This window comes from Billgrantia kenyensis (genome assembly GCF_013697085.1).
Taxonomy (GTDB): Bacteria; Pseudomonadota; Gammaproteobacteria; order Pseudomonadales; family Halomonadaceae; genus Halomonas; species Halomonas kenyensis.
Genome location: NZ_JACEFT010000013.1, coordinates 85,305 through 105,570, shown reverse-complemented (window position 1 = coordinate 105,570; position 20,266 = coordinate 85,305). Strand labels below are relative to the sequence as shown.

The window sequence follows — 20,266 nt, the reverse complement described above, 5'->3', positions numbered from 1 at the left end:
ACCTGTCTTGGCAAGGGAGCCGTAAGCGAGAGGGCAGTCATGCAGTACCATCGTATCGAAGTGGCGGTGAAGCTCGACATGAGCCTGGGCGAGAGCCCGGTGTGGTCGGTGGCGCGCCAGACGCTCTACTGGGCCGACATCAACTACGGCCATGTCTATGCCTGGCGCCCGCAGGAGGGCGGGGCGCCGACGCGTATCGAGCTGGACGAGAAGGTGGGCTGCGTGGCCCTCGACGAGGCTGGGCTGGTGGTGGCCGCCGCCTCGGGCATCCTGCGTCTGCCGGAAAACGGCGAACCCGAGCGGCTGGCCGCCAATCCAGAGTGGGAACGAGCGGGGCAGGGCAATCGCTTCAACGATGGCCGCTGCGACGCCGCTGGGCGCCTGTGGGTGGGCACCATCGACGCCGACGAGACGAGTCCCAGCGCGGCGCTCTACTGTCTCGACAAGGGTGAGCTCACGCAGCGCTTGTCCGGCATCGGCATCTCCAACGGCCTGGCCTTCAGCCCCGACCGGCGCTGGCTCTATCACACCGACTCGTTGACCCGGCGCATCCTGCGCTACCCCTTCGACGTCGTAAGCGGCGCCTTGGGGAAAGCAGAAACCTGGGTCGACCTGGAAATGCAGGGGCTGCCCGGGGTGCCCGACGGTGCCGCGGTGGACAGTGAAGGAGGCTACTGGAGCGCACTCTACGGCGGTGGTCGCATCGTGCGCTTCTCTCCCGCGGGGAAGCTGGTGGCGGAGCATGAGGTGCCTTGCCTGCACCCGACCATGGTGGCCTTCGGTGGTTCCGATCTGAGCACGCTGTATATCACCACGGCCACCCAGCACCTGGACGCCACGGGCAAGGCGCGCTGGCCGTTTGCTGGTAGCCTTTTGCAGCTGAAAACGGGTTTGAGGGGGCTGGCCGAGCCTGGTTTCAGTGCCTAACGGCTTGCCAGTCGTCGCCCCAAGGCCTGCATGAAGCGCGTGCCCGCCGCAAGCTGCTCGATCTCGATGTACTCGTCGGGCTGGTGCGCCTGGCGGATGCTACCCGGGCCGCAGATCACGGTGGGCAGTCCCACGCGCTGGAACTGCCCGGCCTCGGTGGCGTAGGCCACCGCGCCATGGGGCTGCTCGCCGAGCAGTTCGCGGCACAGGTCGAGGACCTCGGCATTGTTGTCATCGGCCAGCGCCGGGACCGTCTCGTTGAGCGGCTCGGTGACGATGCGGGTTTCCGGGGCCTTGCGTTGCATCTCGGCTTCGAGCTCGGCGGCAAAGGCATTCACTCGGCCGATCAGATCCTCGAAACGATCTTGTGGCAGGTGGCGGATCTCCCACTCGAAGGTACACTCCCGGGCCATGATGTTGATCGCGGTGCCGCCGGCGATCTTGCCCACGTGCAGGCTGGAGTGGGCGACGTTGAAGGCCTCGTCGATGCGCCCCTCGGCGCGCAGCTCATGCATCACGTCCTCGATCTTCGTGACCAGCCGTGCGGCCACGTGAATCGCCGAGACGCCCTGGTCGACCTGGCTGGAGTGAGAGGCGCGTCCCGTCACGGTGGTGCGCAGGTTGGTGGCGCCCTTGTGGGCCACCACCGGCTGCATCATCGTTGGCTCACCAACGATCACGGCCGAGGGAAGCGGGTGGTCGGCCATCAGCCGCTCGATCATGCGCGGCGCGCCGATGCAGCCGACTTCCTCGTCGTAGGAAAACGCCAGGTAGATCGGTGCGTGCAGTTCGAGCTTCGTCCATGCGGGAACCTCGGCCAGGGCGCAGGCGATAAAGCCCTTCATGTCACAGGTGCCGCGCCCGTAGAGCTTGCCGTCGCCCTTGTCGATCAGAGTGAACGGGTCGGTCGACCAGGGTTGGCCGGCCACCGGTACCACGTCGGTATGGCCGGACAGTACCACGCCGCCCACCGCTTCGGGGCCGATGCGAGCCAGCAGGTTGGCCTTCTTGCCATCGTCGCTCTCTACCCGCCAGTGCTTCACACCATGCCCGTCGAGATAACTCTCGACGAAGGCGATCAGGTCAAGGTTGGAATCGCGCGAAACGGTGGCAAAGCCCACCAGGCGCTCGAGCATCTCGGCGGCGGTCATGTCGTACTCCTCTTTGGTTCCCTCCAGCCTAACACGCCTGCCGGCAGTCGACAGGCCGCTCCTGCAGGTGCTTCGACAAGCCATTGAGAGAAGCTATGGCATCGGTGCGGAAAAATAAGTCTCCCGCTTCAGATTCTGCTGTTATACCTATTGTTACGCTGATGGCCTGCAGGGAAACACTTCGTATCTCGGTGCCAACATGGCGGCGAGGTGACTGGAACCGAACGACCGGTTCAGGCCGGAATGCCAAGAAGGCGACATCAGAACGACTGTCACTGCACAACGAAGCAACACGTACGTGTCATTGAATGGAGAGCGTCATGGACCAGAAAGTGGACAGCACCGCAGGCAAGTGCCCTGTCATGCATGGATCTCGCACCAAGCGAGGCGACACGGGGAATGCCGTTCAGGACTGGTGGCCCAATCAGTTGAATCTCGGCATTCTTCACCAGCACTCTCCCAGGTCCAACCCGCTGGGAGCGGAATTCAACTACGCCGAGGCGTTCAAGTCTCTCGACCTGGCGGCAGTGAAGAAAGACCTCGAAGCACTCATGACCGATTCCCAGGAGTGGTGGCCGGCCGACTACGGGCACTACGGTCCCTTCTTCATTCGCATGGCGTGGCACAGCGCCGGAACCTACCGCGTGGGAGATGGCCGCGGCGGTGCCGGCACCGGCTCCCAGCGCTTTGCGCCGATCAACAGCTGGCCCGACAACGGCAACCTCGACAAGGCGCGGCGCCTGCTGTGGCCAGTGAAGCAGAAATATGGCAACAAGCTCTCCTGGGCCGACCTCTACATCCTGGCCGGCAACGTTGCGCTGGAGTCCATGGGCTTCAAGACCTTCGGCTTCGCCGGCGGTCGCGAAGACATCTACCAGCCGGAAGAGGACATCTACTGGGGCGCCGAGGACGAGTGGTTGGCCGACAGCGGCCATTCCAACAGCCGCTATTCCGGCGAGCGCGAGCTGGAGAACCCGCTGGCCGCGGTGCAGATGGGCCTCATCTACGTCAATCCGGAAGGGCCGGACGGCAATCCGGACCCGCTGGCTTCGGGCAAGGACGTGCGCGAGACCTTCGCCCGCATGGCGATGAACGACTACGAAACCGTAGCGCTGACGGCCGGCGGCCACACCTTCGGCAAGACCCACGGTGCCGGTGACCCGGTCAACGTGGGCCCAGAGCCGGAGGCTGCGCCCATGGAGGAGATGGGCTTCGGCTGGAAGAGCAGCTACAAGAGCGGCAAGGGACGTGACACCATCACCAGCGGCCTGGAGGGCGCCTGGACGCCGACGCCCACCCAGTGGGACATGAGCTACTTCGACGTGCTGTTCGGCTACGAGTGGGAGCTGACCAAGAGCCCAGCCGGTGCCCAGCAGTGGGTACCCAAGAACCTGGCCGACAAGGACCAGGCGCCGGACGCGGAGGATGCCAGCCAGCGCGTGGGCATCATGATGTCCACTGCCGACATGGCGATGCGCGAGGATCCGGAATACCGCAAGATCTCAGAGCATTTCCACAAGAACCCGGATGAATTCGCCGATGCCTTTGCCCGTGCCTGGTTCAAGCTGACCCACCGCGACATGGGGCCGAAGGCGCGCTACCTCGGCCCGGAAGTGCCGGCCGAAGACCTGATTTGGCAGGATCCGGTGCCGGCGGTGGACCATGAGCTGGTCGATGCCCAGGATATCGCCGGCCTCAAGAGCAAGATTCTCGGTTCCGGCCTGAGCGTGTCCGAGCTGGTCTACACCGCCTGGTCATCGGCTTCCACCTTCCGCGGCTCCGACATGCGTGGCGGGGCCAATGGGGCGCGCATTCGCCTGGCCCCGCAGAAGGACTGGGAAGCCAACCAGCCGGAGCAGCTGGCCAAGGTGCTCAAGACCCTGGAGAGCATCCAGAACGACTTCAACGCGACCCAGTCCGGCAACAAGAAGGTTTCGCTGGCCGACCTGATCGTGCTGGGTGGCGCTGCAGCCATCGAGAAGGCCGCCAAGGCGGCTGGCCATGACATCGAAGTGCCGTTCACCCCGGGGCGTACCGACGCCAGCGACGAGCAGACCGACGCCGAGTCCTTCGAGTGGCTGCGCCCCGAGGCCGACGGCTTCCGTAACTATCGCCGCGCCCGCTTCACTGTCTCCGATGAGGAGATGCTGGTCGACAAGGCGCAGCTGCTGGGGCTCAGCGCACCGGAGATGAGCGTGCTGGTCGGCGGCCTGCGCGTGCTCGAGGCCAACTACGGCAATGCGCGCCACGGTGTGTTCACCGAACGCCCCGGGACGCTGACCAATGACTTCTTCGTCAACCTGGTCGACATGGGCACCGAGTGGAAGCCGGCCTCGGTAGATGCCGATGTCTTCGAAGGCCGCGACCGCAAGAGCGGCGAGCTGAAATGGACCGGCACCCGCGTCGATCTGGTGTTTGGCTCCAACTCGCAGCTGCGCGCCATCGCCGAGATCTACGCCCAGAGCGATGCCAAGGAGAAGTTCATCAACGACTTCGTTGCCGCCTGGAACAAGGTGATGAACGCGGACCGCTTTGATCTGGCGTGATGCTTGATCGATATGCGACGTGACAGAGGCGCCCCGGTAACGGGGCGTTTTTTTTATCCCGACCCATCGTGCTAGGGGAGCAGGCTTACTGGTCCCTAAGTCGATTTGATGGCAGTCTAGGCCAAGAGCCAGTCACAAGCTGCCGGTAGAGCGGCCTCTGGCATGGGATCGGGGGACACATGCAGGGACAGAACGACCGCAGCGACGGCGGTAATTTCGCTTTTCTGGCCGGGCACGACCCGGTCTTTCTTGAGCTTGCTTCGAGTGCCGAGCGCGCTTTCAGCCATGATCCCAACACCACCCTGATCAAGCTTCGACAGCTCGGCGAGGCCATGGCGCAAGACATCGCCGTTCGTCTTGGTATCGAGATGGAGGAGCGTGCGAGCCAGCGCGATCTGCTTTACCGCATAGATACCACGCTGGGACTCGATCCCACGGTGCGCGAGCTCTTTCATACCCTGCGTATCGAGGGTAACAAGGCGACTCATCAGTTTCGAACGCAGCACCGCGAGGCAATCCAGGGGCTCAAGATTGCGCGTAGTCTTGCCGTCTGGTTCCACCGCGCTTTCGCCGACCCCGACTTCAAGCCTGGCGCTTTCACGCCGCCAGCAGACCCCAGCGCAGAGTTACGTGAGCTTCAGGCCGAAATGGAGCGCCTGAAGGGCGAACTGGCCAGTGCTACCGAGCAGGCTGATGCTCAGCGCAAGTTAGCCCAGCTGGAAGCCCGGGAAAAGCAGGAGTACGCCGAGCTGGCCGAGGCCATGGATGAGGAAGCACGCGCCCTGGCCGAACAGTCACGAGCCCATCAGACCGAGCTCGAGCGACGCGAGCGGGAATTTCAGCGGCGTCTGGCTGAACAGGCCCGAGAGGGAGCCGAGAGCGAACCACCCAAGGCGATGCGTCGTCGCATCGGCCAGGCGAACCGGGCGCTCAACGTCCAGTTGGGGCTGGATGAAGAGCTGACTCGTCTACTGATCGACCAGCAGCTTCGGGAGGCCGGCTGGGAGGCCGACACGCAGGTGCTTTCCTGGAAGAAGGGCGTGCGCCCCGAGGCTGGCAGGTATCTGGCTATTGCCGAATGGGAGCTCCCCAATGGCCAGCGAGCCGATTATGTGCTGTTCCATGGCCTAGTCCCTATCGGCGTGGTGGAGGCCAAGAGACAGAACGTCGATGTGGCCGGCAAGCTAGGGCAAGCCGAGCGCTATTCGCGTGGCTTCACCGGGGCTTTCGCGCCGAAGGGGCAATTCCAACCCGCCTGGGAGCGGGAAGGGCGCACCATTGCATGGCCTGATGAGGGGGACGGTCACTTTTACGTACCCTTTATCTTTTCCTGTAATGGCCGGCCTTACCTGCCGCAGCTCGCCGAGAAATCCGGCATCTGGTTTCGCGATGTGCGTGAGGCGGGAAACCTGGCACGGGCGCTACCGCATTTTCATAGTCCCGAAGGCCTGCTCGACCGCCTGAAGCGAAGTCGCGCCCAGGCAGAGCAGCGGCTGCGCGAAGAGGGTTTTGGCTACCTGCGCCTGCGCGATTATCAGGAGCGGGCCATTCACGCCGTGGAAGGGGCTTTGCAAGAAGGAGAGCAGCGTGCCCTGCTCGCCATGGCCACCGGGACCGGCAAGACCCGTACCGTCATTGGTCTGATCTACCGTTTCCTGAAGACGGAACGCTTCCGTAGAATCCTGTTCCTGGTCGATCGCAACGCCCTGGGCAAGCAGGCGCTGGATGCCTTCGACGAGGCGCCACTGGAACAGAACCATACCCTGTCGCAGATCTACAACGTTGCCACGCTTGGCGACATGGCCGCCGAGGCCGAGACTCGCGTCCAAGTGGCTACCGTGCAAGCCATGTCACGCCGACTCTTCATGGCCGATGAGCCACCACCAGTGGACACCTTCGATTGTATCATCGTCGACGAGGCTCACCGCGGTTATACCCTGGATCAGGAAATGACCGAAGGCGAGCTGGCAACCCGGGACGCCGGCCAGTACCTCTCGCGATACCGGCAGGTTCTGGAGCACTTCGATGCCGTGCGCATCGGGCTCACCGCGACCCCGGCGAAGCATACCAGCGAGATCTTCGGTCGCCCGGTATTCACCTACTCCTATCGCGAGGCGGTGGCTGACGACTGGCTCATCGATCACGAGCCGCCCATCCGTTACGAGACGCTGCTCAGCCGCCACGGCATCCACTTTGCCAAGGGCGAAGCGGTGAGTGTCGTCGACGCGCGTACCGGCGAGGTGGAAAGTGCCGAACTCGAGGATGAGCTCGATTTCGAGGTCGAGGCCTTCAACCGTCGTGTGATCACCCCAGGCTTCAATGAGGTCATTTGCGCGCAGCTCGCCGAGGAGCTGGACCCCTTTGGCGAAGAGAAGTCACTCATTTTCTGTGCTACCGACCTGCATGCCGACATGGTCAAGCGTCTGCTGGACGAAGCCTTCCACGCCAAGTACGGCGACGCCTACAAGCAGGCAGCGGTGGCCAAGATCACCGGCAAGGCCGACAAGGTGGATGAGCTGATCCGTCGCTACAAGAACGACAAGTACCCCAACATTGCCATTACCGTAGACCTGCTCACCACCGGCATCGACGTGCCGCCCATCTGTCACCTGGTGTTCCTGCGTCGGGTGAAGTCGCGCATCCTCTACGAGCAGATGATCGGCCGCGCCACGCGCCGCTGCGACGAGATCGGCAAAACCGTCTTCTTCATCTATGACCCGGTGGATATCTACGCCGCGCTGGCAGCCGTCAACACCATGCAGCCGCTGGTGAAGGACCCCGGTATCACGCTGGAGCAACTCCACGATGAACTCATCGACCCTGAGCAGCTGGAGCGCGCCCTGGAGGTGCCTGGCGAACGGGAAGGGTTCAGCCACGCCGACGATCTGCTCGATCAGCTCAGCCAGAAGCTGATGAGGGTAATGCGCAAGGCCGGCAAGCGTGCCGAGAGCCGTGAGGACGTTCGCCAACTGCTGGAGCAGCTCGAAGAGAGCTGGGGCGTGGCGCCGCAGAAACTGCATAAGCACCTGCACGAACTCGGCCCCAAGCCCGCTGCCGACTTCCTGCGCCAACATGCCGGTCTGCTGGCCCAGGTAGTTGAGGTGAAGCAGCTGATCGGCAGTGAGCGCATGCCCTTGGTCTACGAAGGCAAGGACGAACTGCTCGAGCGTAGCCAGAGCTACGGCGTACACGAGAAACCCGCCGACTATCTAGAGAGCTTCGATGACTTCATCAAGAACCAGTTGAATGAATCCGTGGCGCTGAGTGTCGTGGTCAACCGCCCCCGAGACCTAACTCGCGAGACGCTCAAGGAAGTGCGCCTGCTGCTGGACGGCGCCGGCTACAGTGAAGCCGCTCTGGAAAGCGCTTGGCGCAACGCGACCAACCAGGAGATCGCGGCCAGCATCGTCGGTCACATCCGCCGTGCCGCCCTGGGCGAGGCGCTGATTCCCTTCGAGCAGCGGGTGCGCGAGGCCATGCAGCGCATCTATGCTCTGCATCGCTGGACGCCCAGCCAGCGCAAATGGCTCGACCGCCTGGCCAGGCAGCTCACTCATGAAGTGGTGCTCGACCGGGCCTTCATCAACCAGCGCTTCGCCGATCACGGTGGCCTGCAGCAGCTCGACGCCGTGCTCGGCAACCATCTCGATGAGGTGCTGGATGCCCTCAACGACTCGCTATGGGAAGCGAGCTGACGCGTCCATGCCATCGACATATCGCCGTGACATGTTTACGAAATGCGTTTTTTTCGACATGTTCCCGGAACATGTCGATGGCGTCGACATATCGGCAGGCAAGGAGAGCGCGAAAGTAAAATAGCGCAGGGTCTTATTTTATTTTCAGCTACAAATTAAAATAAGCCGCATCCTTATTTTAATCGACCCCCAGGTGAATCCATGGATCGCGGGCTGACAGGTCACTATGTAGACAGCATTGCTGGTGGGGTGCGCTGCCAGGCGTTCTTGCCTGATCCGCTTCCACCCCAGCCGCCCCTGACGCTGGATGGCAAGCTACAGCAGCGCATTAACCACGCCATGCTCTCTCTTGGACGCCTTGATGCCATCAGCACCCTGCTGCCTGAAGCCTCACTGTTTCTCTACAGCTATGTGCGCAAGGAAGCTGTCATGTCGTCGCAAATCGAGGGCACCCAGTCCTCTCTCAGCGACCTGATGCTCTACGAGATGGAGGGCATGCCGGGCGTGCCCATGGATGATGTGCAGGAAGTCTCCTGCTACGTGAATGCGCTGACGCTCGGCGTGCAGCGCATACGTGAGGGATATCCCATCAGCCATCGACTGATCATGGAGATGCACACCGCGCTTATGACCTCGGGGCGCGGTATACACCGGGGGCCGGGAGCGTTTCGCAGCAACCAGGTGTGGCTGGGGGGGCATCGCCCCGACGAGGCGGTTTTCGTTCCGCCGCCGCCTCAGCATCTTGCCGAATGCTGGGCGGCGCTCGAGCGCTTCATCAACGACATTCCCGAGGCGACGGACCCGCTGGTCAAGGCCGCCCTGACCCATGTGCAGTTCGAGACCATCCACCCCTTCATGGATGGCAATGGGCGCCTGGGGCGCCTGCTGATTCCGTTGATTCTGGTAGAGGCCGGCATTCTCAAGGAGCCACTGCTTTATCTCTCGGTATTCTTCAAGCAGCATCGGCAGACCTACTACGAGCGGCTACAGCAGGTACGAGTCACCGGCGACTGGGAGGCTTGGCTGCTTTTCTTCGTGGATGCCGTTGCCCATACGGCCACTCAGGCAGTGGCTACCGCCCAGCAGCTCAACCAGCTGCGGGAGCAGGACAAGGCCCGCCTGGCAGGGCTTGGTCGTCAGGCCGGCTCGGCAGGCCTCTTGCTGGATGCGTTATTCCAGCAGCCCATCGCCAACATCAGTCATTTATGTCAGCGCACGGGCCTGACACCCGCGACGGTCGGCAAGCTGCTCAACGCCTTAGAAAAAGAGCTCGGCATCGTCAATGAGCTTACAGGACAAAAGCGTAATCGAATCTACGCCTACCGTGCCTATATCGACATTCTCAATCAGGACCCCTCATGACCCAGAATGACATCGTCCAGAAGCTGTGGAACCTCTGCGACGTACTGCGTGACGACGGCATCAACTACTCCGACTACGTCACCGAACTGGTGCTGCTGCTCTTCCTCAAGATGGAGTACGAGAACACCCAGGCCGGACTGCTCAATGCCCATGCCCTGCCGGAGTGGGCGCGCTGGCCGCAGCTGACCAGCCGCTCGGGCCTGGAGCTGCTCAACTACTACAAGCAGATGCTGCTCGACCTCTCGAAGAGCGAAGACCGGCTGATTGCCGCCATCTATACGGACGCCCAGACCCGCCTGCGTGAGCCGCGCCACCTCGAACAGCTGATCCGAGACCTGGACCGCATCGACTGGTTCAGCGCCCAGCGTGACGGCCTGGGTGATCTCTACGAAGGGCTGCTGGAAAAGAACGCCAACGAGACCAAGTCCGGTGCCGGCCAGTACTTCACCCCCCGGGCGCTGATCAACGCCATGGTGCGTTGCATCCGTCCCCGGCATGGCGAGACGATACAGGACCCTGCCGCCGGTACGGCAGGCTTCCTGATTGCCGCCGACGCCTATATCAAGCAGCAGACCGACGAACTCTTTGATCTCGACGCCAAGGCCCAGGCCTTCCAGAAGCTCAAGGCCTTCGTCGGCATCGAACTGGTGCCGGGCACTCGGCGGCTGGCGCTGATGAACTGCTTGCTGCACGGCATGGAAGGCGACGACGAAGGCGTGGTGCACCTGGGCAATGCCTTGGGCGAGGCCGGCAAGGCGCTGCCCCGAGCCGATGTGGTACTCGCCAATCCGCCCTTCGGTACCGCCAAGGGTGGCGAGGCCAGCATTACCCGCGACGACCTCACCTTCCGCACCAGTAACAAGCAGCTCGCCTTCCTGCAGCATATCTACCGTGGGCTCAAGCCCGGCGGCCGCGCTGCCGTGGTGTTGCCCGACAACGTGCTGTTCGAGGCGGGGCAGGGCACCGAGATTCGTCGCGACCTGATGGAGAAGTGCCACCTGCACACCATCCTGCGCCTGCCCACCGGGATCTTCTACGCTCAGGGCGTGAAGACCAACGTGCTGTTCTTCACTCGCGGTACTGCCGAGAACCCGCATCAGGATGAAGGCTGTACCGACAGCGTATGGGTCTATGATCTGCGCACCAACATGCCGAGTTTCGGCAAGCGCACCCCCTTCACCGAGGCCCACCTCAAGCCCTTCGAGCAGTGCTACAACCCCATGGGCAGTGACGCCCTGGGCGAGCAGCTGGCAGCTCGAGAGGAGGGTGACTGGAGCTTCGGCGCCGAGGAGATAGAAGCCGACCGGGCTGCTGGCACCGATGATGCGAACGCTGGAGTGGACGACAAGCTGCAGACCTCTCGCTGGCGCAAGTTCAGCCGCGAGTGGATCCGCGACACCAAGGGCGACTCGCTGGATATCACCTGGCTCAAGGACGCCGATAGCCTGGCCGCCGAGAACCTGCCCGAGCCCGACGTGCTAGCCGCCGAGGCCATGAGCGAGCTGACCGAGGCGCTGCGCGAACTCGACGGGCTGATGGTCGCCCTCGGCAGCCAGGACGAAGCTGCCGCCCAAAAGCGGCTGCTGGCCGAGGTGCTGGGGCTGGAGGATGACGCCGGTAGTGATGAGGTGACGGCATGACGCTCAAGCTCTCGGTGCCTGTAGCATGGAAGATTGTTCCTTTGCACGAAGTAACAGAAGTGGTGATGGGACAGTCGCCGTCAGGAGAGTTCGTTAATCAGGCTGGTGATGGGGTTCCCTTCTTTCAAGGGAAGGCTGAGTTTGGCGAGCTGAATCCCAAGCCTAAGAAGTTTTGCACCCAGCCAAAGAAGATGGCGCTGCCTGGTGATGTTCTCTTGTCGGTCCGTGCACCTGTCGGACCAACAAATGTAGCCGACCAAGAAGTTTGTATTGGCCGAGGACTGTCGGCAGTGAGGGCTTCACTTGGGGTGGGCAGGAAATATTTGCTCTATTATTTCCGGGCTATTGAGCCTTGGATGAGTCAGCAAGGTACAGGCTCAACATTCAAGGCCGTATCAGGTGGATTTATCAAGGGGCTTCCTTTCGCCTTGCCACCGTTGGAAGAGCAAAAAGCCATCGCCGATAAGCTGGATGAGCTGCTGGCCCAGGTCAATCATTTGAAAGCCCGCCTGGATACCATCCCTGCCATTCTCAAGCGGTTTCGGCAGTCAGTGCTGGCGGCTGCGGTGAGTGGGAGGATGACAGAGCAATGGCGGAAAGAAAAGAGACTGCACCCTGCCATTGAGGTTGAGCTAGGTAGCTTGATTAATAAAGGGCCTCAGAATGGTATTTATAAGCCATCAAGTGCTTATGGCGAGGGAGTGAGAATAATTCGAATTGATGGCTTCTATGATGGGGAATTGGTCTCTTGGTCTGGGATGAAGCGCCTGGGGATTTCTTGCGAAGAGCTTGAAAAGTGGCGGGTCAATTCTGGAGATATTTTAATAAATCGGGTGAATAGTATTGAGTATTTGGGGAAGTGTGCTCTGGTGAGGCATGTTCCCGAAGATGCGGTATTCGAAAGTAATATTATGCGTTTTTCTGTTGATCCCGAAAAATCTATTCAAGAGTATGTAATGCGTTGTCTTAGTAGCAGGCCTGTGAAGCGTCAGCTCGTCGGTAAGGCTAAGCATGCGGTGAACCAAGCAAGCATCAATCAGAAGGACGTGAAGAGCTGTGTTATACCGCTTCCTCATATTGAAGAGCAGGCTGAAATCATCCGCCGCGTCAATCAACTTTTCGCCTTTGCCGACCAGATCGAGCAGCAGGTCAAGAACGCTCAGGCCCGCGTCAACAAGCTGACCCAGTCCATCCTCGCCAAGGCCTTTCGCGGCGAGCTGACCGCCGAATGGCGCGAGGCCCACCCCGAATTGATCAGCGGCGAGAATTCTGCCATGGCGTTGCTGGAGCGGATCAAGGCGGAGAAAGAGAAGCCCCCGGGCGTGCGAAGTGGCAGGAAGGATAAACAGACCTCTTTGCCGGTCTGATTTTTGGATCATTATTTTAATTATTTATTTGACGAAGGGTTTATTGCGATGAGTGCTCTGGAAAAGCAGATTATTAAATTGCTTGAGCTGCATGCGCCGGTCAAGGCAAGGAAATTGGCAACGATACTGGCCGATGAATTTGGCAAGCATGTGGATCGTAGCGACGTCAATACCGTCCTCTATCGTCTGCAAGGCGAAGGAGTCGCGCGCAAGAACCTTCTTCATCAGTGGTCGCTGGAGAGAAGCAGGGCGAAAGGCGGTGAAAAGCAAGTTTCGGAGGATGAACCGGCGTCAGAGGTGCCTGCCAAGCCGAGCATAGTTTTTACGCCGGAGCAGCAGGCCGTCATCGATCTGGATCCAAGCCAGCATCTGTTGATACGTGGCCAGGCGGGTAGCGGAAAGACCACCGTATTGGCTGCTCGGGCCGGCAAAATCGTATCAGCCACGAACAAGGGCTCACTGCTTTTTTTGACATACAATTCTGCCCTGTGCGCTTACGTCAAGAAAGCCTTTCGCGAGGCGGGCATGAAAGGCGACATCGATATCAAGACTTTTCATGAATGGTCCCGTGGTGCCGCCAAAGCGATGGGGTTTGAGTTTGCCGGTTGGGTAGACAGCAAGCGGCGTTCTGAGCAGCTGAAGGTGTTGCTGAAGGAGGCGGAAGCTGAGGTCGGCAAGCATCGTTTCTATGAGCTTGGCGATAATGCGGCCTTGATCGGCTGGTGGGGTGAGGAAATCGCCTGGCTTTTCGGTCAGCACATCACACGCCTGGATGAGTATCTGACAGTCGAGAGAACTGGACGAGGCACGTCAATCCGCGTGACTCAGGAAGACCGGCGTTTTGTCTGGTGTGTTTACGAGCTTTATCTAGAGTGGCTGGAGGAGACTCGCCAACAGGATTACGACAACCCTGCTGGCGTACTGCTTCATGCCATGCTGGAAAGTGGAGGAGAACTTCCCGAAGAGCTTCGATATGACCACCTGATGATCGATGAGGTTCAAGACTTCGACAAGAGCTGGCTATTGATAGCCGCGAAGATTCCTCGTGTTTCCCTCAGCATGGCTGGCGATCTTGCACAGAAGATCTACCGGCGCAGCTTTACCTGGTCTTCCGTCGGCATTCAGGTGGTTGGTGGTAGGTCACGGCGCCTTTCCGCGAGCCACCGCACTACTCGGCAGATCATGGATGTCGCAGAGCTGCTCTTGGCGGGTAATGATGTAGCCCTTAGCGAGGACTATCTGGAGCCGGTTCGCCCGGATAAAAATGGCGACAAGGTCAAATTGCTCATTTCTTCCAGCCCTCGGGAGGCTTATGAGAAAGGGTATGACTTCATCGCAGCGAACTACAAACGACTGCGCACCACGACGGTGGCGGTTGTCGTGCCGTTTGCGCGCCAGCTTTTCCCAGCTCAGAAGGCTCTGGAAAAACGGGGTATGAGCGTCAAGAAAGCCAAAGGGGCAAGTTTGGGAAGCTTCAACGGTGGCGTCGTCGTCACTACTTACCACCAGTTGAAGGGGCTCGAGTTCGATCACGTCGTGATCATGGGGCTACATGACACACAGTACCCTGGACGGCTGCTTGAAAATGTTGCCGAAGAAGATATGGCGCAAGAGTGCAGCCTGCTACGTCGTGTGCTTTATGTAGCCATGACGCGAGCCAGGCAAAGCGTGACCTTGGTAGGGGCATTGCCCTTCTGTCGTTTCTACGATGACGTTCCAGATGGCTTGCTGGACACTGTTGATGAGTGAAGGGTTTTGTATCCCATGGGCTTCATCGGTAGTGAAGGGCTGCCGGTGAACTCAGGGGGCAAACGGCAGCGTGCTCCAGAAGAGATCACTCAATAGTGAAACCGCAGATGCGCGATCGGCAGCGCTTTCTCCTGTACAAAAATTGGTACGCACAGAATCTTGTACCTGTGAAGGGCGCAATGCCACTCTGCCAGCCGGCGTGTTCACCCCTTTGCCGCGACAGCGTTCCTGGGGCCAGGCATTACCTGGCCCCTCAGTTGTCATGGCGGCGTGCCGATGACCCGTTCCAGCGCCTGGTTGAACTCCGCGGGTCGGGCCATGTGCAGGAAGTGGTCGGTGCCTTCCATGATCACGGCCTCGAATTCGGGCAGCAGCTGCTGGTTGGCTTCGATGTCGGTCGGCCACAGGTCTGCATTGATGGCGACAACCGGCACGGTAAGCTCCTCGAAGTGCTGCGCCGCTTCTCCATCGATGTGGCGTGTTCCCATGTCCTCAAAGGCGCTGAGGGCGACGTCTGGCACTGCGGCAGCCATGTCTCGAATGACCCAGTCGCGCAGAGTGGCATCGGTCTCCTCGATGAACATCGAAGCCACGAAATGGCGCGCTGCGTTGGCAAAGTCTTCCTGCATTGGCGCCAGCATCTGCTCGAGATCGGGCTGGCTCATTTGCGGTGCAACATGGTGGAAGGTATCGACGCCCACGATCCCGATGACGCGCTCTGGCATGAGTCGCGTCGCTTCCACGGCAACCGGTCCGCCCATGGAGTGTCCGATCAGCAGGGCCTGTTCCACGTCCAGGTCCTCCAGCACCGCCTTCACGTCCTCACCGAAGGCCGGCATGGTGAAGTCTTCCCGCTCCTGGCCGGAATGGCCGTGGCCGGCAAGGTCGATCGTCACTACCCGATGGTGCTGCGAGAAGTACGGCACCTGACCGCGCCAGTAGCGCCCATCGCAGCTCCAGCCGTGGATGAATACGAGAGTGGGCTCGCCGCTGCCGTGAACCTCGTAGGCAATCGGCACGCCGTCTGCCGATTCGGTCATCCGCGGCCAGTTCACCTCGTCTGCCAGCGTTTGGCCCGCCAGTGCGAGCAGCAGCGTCAGGCCCAGGTAACGCATGCCGTGCCACGCCAATGCCTTCATGAATGCTCCTCCACGAGTGGCTTCGTCGACACATGCAGCATAGTCGAGTCAGGCGCTGCGTATCGACGTACCTGTGGTGACGTACCTGTGGTTATACGCTTACCAGCTGAGCCCGGCTGGTGCCGTTGCCCAAGGGTTCCACCTGGATCTGTACCGGGATGCGTTCGTGCATTTCCTGTACGTGGGAGATCACCCCGACGCGGCGGCCGAGTGCCTGCAGCCCATCGAGCGCTTCCATGGCCAGCGCCAGCGACTGCGGGTCGAGGCTGCCGAAGCCTTCGTCGATGAACAGCGACTCGATGGTGAGCTCACCCGAGGCCATGGAGGCGAGCCCCAGGGCCAGGGCCAGCGAGACGAGAAAGGTCTCGCCGCCGGAGAGCGAGTGCACCGAGCGGCGCTCGTCGCCCATGTCGTGGTCTACCACCAGCAGGCCGAGCTCGCTGCCGCCGCGGGCCAGCCGATAGCGGCGGCTGAGGTTGGCCAGATGGGCGTTGGCGTGCTCCAGCAGCTGCTCCAGGTTGTAGGCCTGGGCGATGCGACGAAACACCTTGCCGTCGGCGGAGCCGATCAGTTCGTTGATGCGCCCCCAGCGCACCTGTTCGGCACAGGCGGATTCCAGCTCGGCCTGGCCCTGCTGCTGGCGCAGGCGCCGACGGTGGTCATCGCGCAGGGCGTGAACGGCGTCGTCACGCACCTGTTGCGCTGCCGCCAGCTCGGGCTGTAGCGCCGTTTGCTGGGCGTCCAGCGTTTCCCTGAGGCTGACGATTCGGGCTTCGACCGCTTCGCTCAGCAGTTCGGCCTCGCTGTCGGCCAGTGCCCGCTCGCGGCGGTGTTCGAGCAGGGCATGACGGCGCTCGGCAAGGCTGGCCTCGGTGCGCTGACGTGCCTCGTCGGCATCGGCAAGCTCACGCTCCTGGTGGGCGGCCTCGTCTTCGGATTGCGCCAACAGCCGCGCCAGGGTGGTGTCATCCAACTGCGGATGAGCGTGGCGCCACTCGGCCAGTCGAGCATCCAGCGTGACCCGTTCCTGACGGAGCCCTTCGATACGCTCGGCCTCGTGGCCGGCCTGCTGGGTGAGCCGGGCCTGCTCACGCTCGGCGCCGTGGCAGTGCTCGATGGCCTGGTCGCGCTCACGGCGGGCGGATTCCTGACTGGCTTCCAGCCGTTGCTGCCAGGCGTCGGCCGAGGCGTGTTCGCCGAGCAGGGCCTGGAGCCGCTCGGCAAGTGACTTTCGCTCCTGGCGCAGGGGCGGTAGGTGGGCGTCGAGCTGGGCCTGCGTTTCTTTCAGCGTGGCGCTGCGGGCTTCGTGCTGGGCGCGTTCGAGCTCGCCCTGGCGCAGGGCCTCTTCCAGCGGGCTCAGCTCCGCCTCGGCGCGGGCCAGCTCCTGGAGCGTACGCTCGGCCCGTTCACGCTCGGTGGCGCTAAGCTGGCGCTGGTGAGCGAGCCATGCCTCACGCTCCTCAGGCGCAACGTCGGCCAGCTCCGCGTGCAGGGGATGTCCGCTCAAGGCCTGCCGGGCCTGGGTCAGTCTCTCGTCTGCCTGCTGCAGCTCCTGCCGGCCGCGTGTGATCGACGCCAGCGCGGCGCGGTACTCGCCCTCGAGCTCGCTGCGTGCCAGTTGGGCCTGCTCGAAGGCCTGTCTGGCCTCGGCCAGCTGTGCGTCTTCCTGCTCCTGCTGGGCGGCGAGCTGGGCCGCTTCCGGGGTGGCTGGCGGCCGCTGGCGGAAGGGGTGGTCGTGGCCGCCGCAAACCGGGCAGGGCTCACCTTCCCGCAGCGTTTCGCGCAGCCGTGCCACGCTCTCGCTGCGAGCGGCGCGGCTGCGCTCGATGAAATCGCGCAGGGTGGCGTAGCGCTGCTCGCTGCCGTCGAGCCGCTCACGGGCGGCCTTGCCCTGAATGGTCAATTCGGTCTGACGCTTTTCATCTCCGGCCAGGCGCTCGCTCAACTGACGCTGGGCAAGCTCGGCCCGCAGCGACTCCTGCCAGCGGCTGGCCAGTTCATCCAGCTCCAGACTGCGGCGGGCGGCGTGGTCGTGGGTCAGCTGCGCTGCCTGGCGGGCGGCATCGAGCCGCTCATGGCTGCCCATCAGTTGGCGCAGGGTGGTCTGCCACTCGTCGCGCCGACGCTGCAGCTCGTGCAGCCTGACCGCGGTGGCCCGGTACTGCTCATCCAGAGTCTCTGCTTGTTGGCGGCAGTTGTGATGACGGGATTCGAGCTCGGCCAACTGACGCTCGAGAGAAGCCAGCGCCTGGGTGTGCTCGCGCGCCTCTCGCAGGTTCGGCTCGGCCTGCTGGCGAGTCTGGCTGGCGGCTTCCAGTTGGCGAGCGGCCTGATCCCGTGCCTGTTCGGCTTGGGTTTGCAGAACGCGAGCGCGCTCGAGTGCCGCCTGCGTCTGGCGGTGGGCCTGCTCCAAGGCGGCGATTTCACCCGGCAGCGCGGCCTGACGCAGCAGGTGATGGCGCTGGGGCGCAAGCAGGCGGCGGCAGTCGCGGTCGGCCCGGATCTCGGCCAGCGCCTGCCAGCGTGTCTCGGCCTCGCGCTGCTGGCGAATGCCATCGTGATAGGCCTGGCGCAGCCGCTCGTCGGCGCCATGCCACTGTCGCTGGGTGTCGAGCTCCCTGGCCTGTTGCTGCAGGCCAGCCAGAGCCTGTTCGGCGTTTTTGGCCTGGCGTTCCAGCTCACTGCGGGCCTCGGGCTCGGCGGGCAGGTCATCGGCGAGTTTCGCCTGCAGGGCATCGACGTGTCGCTTGGCCGCGATCGCCCGCCGGTAGGCGGCTTCGGAGATGCGCGAATACTCGGCGGTGCCGGTGAGCCGTTCCAGCAGGTCGCTGCGCTCGTTGTCATCGGCCTTGAGGAAGGCGGCGAACTCGCTCTGGGCCAGCAGCACGGCGCGGGTGAACTGATCGAAGGTCAGCCCCAGGCGTTCCGGCAGAAGCTCGGCGAACTCGCGCTTCTGGGCGGTGAGCAGGCGCTCGTCGTCGAGATCGGTGAGCGACTGTTCCACCGCCTGTAGACGACCGCTGGCCTTCTCGCGGGCACGGCGCACGGCCCAGCGCGCGCGGTAACGACGCCCGTCGCGACCGAGAAAGTCGACTTCGGCGTAGCCGCCGGCAGTGCCGCGGCGCAGCAGGGTGCGCGGGTCGGCGGTGCTCACCGTCTCGCCTTCCACGTCGGGCAGCGGTGCATCGCGACCGGGAGCCTGGCGCAGCCGTGGGGTGTTGCCGTAAAGGGCCAGGCACAGGGCGTCGAGCAGGGTGCTCTTGCCGGCGCCGGTGGGGCCGGTAATGGCGAACAGGCCGGCATCGCTGAGCGGTGGCGCGGTGAAGTCGAGCTCCAGCGGGCCGGGCAGGGAGGCGAGGTTGGCCAGGCGCAGGGCGAGAATCTTCATGGGCGACGCTCCTCGCTAAGCGGCTCTTCATGGGCGTCGAGCACGTCCTGCAGCAGCTGGTCGAAGTCGGCCAGCACGTCGTCGCCGGGTAGCTCGCCCCACTGTTTTTCCCAGGTCCGCTGAAAGAGCTTTCTCGGCCCCAATTGCTCCAGGTCGACTCGCTCCGGCATGCCATCGGCAGCCTGCTGAGGCAGGCGCCGCTCCAGGCGCAGCAGGCGCACGGCCTTGCCGTCGAGGGCCGCTTCCACCCGGGCGCGCAGGTCGGGCACCGGGGCGGTGAGCGAAACGCGCACTTCCAGCCAGGGCCACTGCTCTCGTTCAAGGGCAGGGGCGTGGGGCAGTGCCTCGAGTTCGCCCAGCACCTCGTCGAGATCGCCGGGGCCGACACGCTGCATGGCCACGGGGCGCGGCACGGCAATCGCTTCTACCTGAGCGAGGCTTTCCCCTTTCAGTACCGCCTCGACGACCTGATGGGGGTAATTCACCTCGCTGAAGTCCAGCGGCAGGGGGCTGCCGCTGTAGCGAATGCGATCCTCGCCCACCTGCTGGGCGCGGTGCAGGTGGCCCAGCGCCACATAGGCGATGTCGGCGGGAAAGAGCCCGGCGGAGATCGACTCTTCGCCGCCGATGACGATGGGCCTTTCGCTGGCCTCGGAAACGGCGGCACCGTGCAGGTGGGCGTGGCTCATGGCCACCAGCGCCTGGCCGGGCGCGCGCCGCTTGCGGGCGGCGTCGATCAACTGCTCGTGTACGTGGGAGATGCCGGCAACGTAGTCGTGGCGCGGTGCGCCGGTAGCCGGCTCGCCTTCGTCATTGCGAGCGATACCGTGGCCGGTCACTTCGGCGGGGCGCAGGAAGGGCAGCGCCAGGCACCAGGCGCGGGTGGCGCCGACGGCGTTGGTGAGCGGTACCAGCAGGCGTTCGGCGTCGAGGCTGCCATCGTCGAGCCAGCTCACCCGGCCCAGGGCGTGGGTGCGCAGCCGGCGCATCAGCGGCGCCGGTAGCTCGATGCGGTTGCCGCTGTCGTGGTTGCCGGCGATCAGCACGATATCCAGGTGCGGCAAACGCTCGTGGGCGCTGACGATGAAGTCGTAGAGCAGCTCTTGGGCGCGCAGTGAAGGATTGACCACATCGAAGATATCGCCAGCGACGAGCAGGGCATCTGCCTCGCGTTCGACGAGGGTATCGAGCAGCCAGTCGAGAAAGAGGCGGTGTTCGGCGTGGCGCTCCTGGCCGTGAAAGGTCTGGCCCAGGTGCCAGTCGGCGGTGTGGATCAGCTTGAGCACGGTATCCCTCGTCATC

General features: G+C 62.9%; 11 protein-coding genes. 7 read left to right on the top strand and 4 right to left on the bottom strand.

Translation table 11 applies throughout. The annotated features are described in order from the left end of the window. The first annotated feature begins 39 nt into the window (after nt 1–39). The gene (locus H1D44_RS12075; protein WP_181515104.1) at nt 40–927 is read left to right on the top strand and encodes an SMP-30/gluconolactonase/LRE family protein; all 888 of its coding nucleotides are present in this window, start codon (nt 40–42) and stop codon (nt 925–927) included. On the opposite strand, the gene argE is transcribed toward H1D44_RS12075, so the two are convergent. After that, on the bottom strand, nt 924–2,078 hold the full coding sequence (gene argE / locus H1D44_RS12070; RefSeq protein ID WP_181515103.1) for an acetylornithine deacetylase: 1,155 nt from the start codon (nt 2,076–2,078) through the stop codon (nt 924–926). The genes H1D44_RS12075 and argE overlap by 4 nt on opposite strands. A 320-nt stretch (nt 2,079–2,398) precedes the next feature. Here argE and katG point away from each other — a divergent pair, with 320 nt between their 5' ends. From katG to H1D44_RS12040, 6 genes are all read left to right on the top strand, one after another. After that, entirely contained in the window at nt 2,399–4,624 is a 2,226-nt protein-coding gene (gene katG / locus H1D44_RS12065; RefSeq protein ID WP_181515102.1) for a catalase/peroxidase HPI, read from the top strand. Nucleotides 4,625–4,803: 179 nt separating this feature from the next. Beyond that, nucleotides 4,804–8,319, top strand: a complete 3,516-nt coding sequence (gene hsdR, locus H1D44_RS12060; protein ID WP_181515101.1) for a type I restriction-modification system endonuclease — start codon at nt 4,804–4,806, stop codon at nt 8,317–8,319. Nucleotides 8,320–8,520: 201 nt separating this feature from the next. Then, a complete protein-coding gene (locus tag H1D44_RS12055) occupies nt 8,521–9,681 on the top strand; it encodes a Fic family protein (protein ID WP_181515100.1) in 1,161 nt (386 codons plus the stop codon). Next, nucleotides 9,678–11,321: a class I SAM-dependent DNA methyltransferase gene (locus H1D44_RS12050; protein ID WP_181515099.1), complete on the top strand. Its 1,644-nt coding sequence runs from the start codon at nt 9,678–9,680 to the stop codon at nt 11,319–11,321. The genes H1D44_RS12055 and H1D44_RS12050 overlap by 4 nt, the downstream gene beginning before the upstream one ends. After that, nucleotides 11,318–12,688 carry a restriction endonuclease subunit S gene (locus tag H1D44_RS12045; protein ID WP_181515098.1) on the top strand — a complete coding sequence of 457 codons (1,371 nt, stop codon included), beginning with the start codon at nt 11,318–11,320 and terminating at the stop codon, nt 12,686–12,688. The genes H1D44_RS12050 and H1D44_RS12045 overlap by 4 nt, the downstream gene beginning before the upstream one ends. A gap of 48 nt (nt 12,689–12,736) precedes the next feature. After that, on the top strand, nt 12,737–14,437 hold the full coding sequence (locus H1D44_RS12040) for a UvrD-helicase domain-containing protein (protein ID WP_181515097.1): 1,701 nt from the start codon (nt 12,737–12,739) through the stop codon (nt 14,435–14,437). A 260-nt stretch (nt 14,438–14,697) separates the two neighbouring features. On the opposite strand, the gene H1D44_RS12035 is transcribed toward H1D44_RS12040, so the two are convergent. From H1D44_RS12035 to H1D44_RS12025, 3 genes are all read right to left on the bottom strand, one after another. Then, nucleotides 14,698–15,576 carry an alpha/beta fold hydrolase gene (locus H1D44_RS12035; RefSeq protein WP_181515096.1) on the bottom strand — a complete coding sequence of 293 codons (879 nt, stop codon included), beginning with the start codon at nt 15,574–15,576 and terminating at the stop codon, nt 14,698–14,700. A gap of 91 nt (nt 15,577–15,667) precedes the next feature. Further along, the gene (locus H1D44_RS12030; RefSeq protein WP_181515095.1) at nt 15,668–18,964 is read right to left on the bottom strand and encodes an AAA family ATPase; all 3,297 of its coding nucleotides are present in this window, start codon (nt 18,962–18,964) and stop codon (nt 15,668–15,670) included. After that, nucleotides 18,961–20,265 carry an exonuclease SbcCD subunit D gene (locus tag H1D44_RS12025; RefSeq protein ID WP_220128066.1) on the bottom strand — a complete coding sequence of 435 codons (1,305 nt, stop codon included), beginning with the start codon at nt 20,263–20,265 and terminating at the stop codon, nt 18,961–18,963. The genes H1D44_RS12030 and H1D44_RS12025 overlap by 4 nt, the downstream gene beginning before the upstream one ends. Nucleotide 20,266 lies beyond the last annotated feature (1 nt).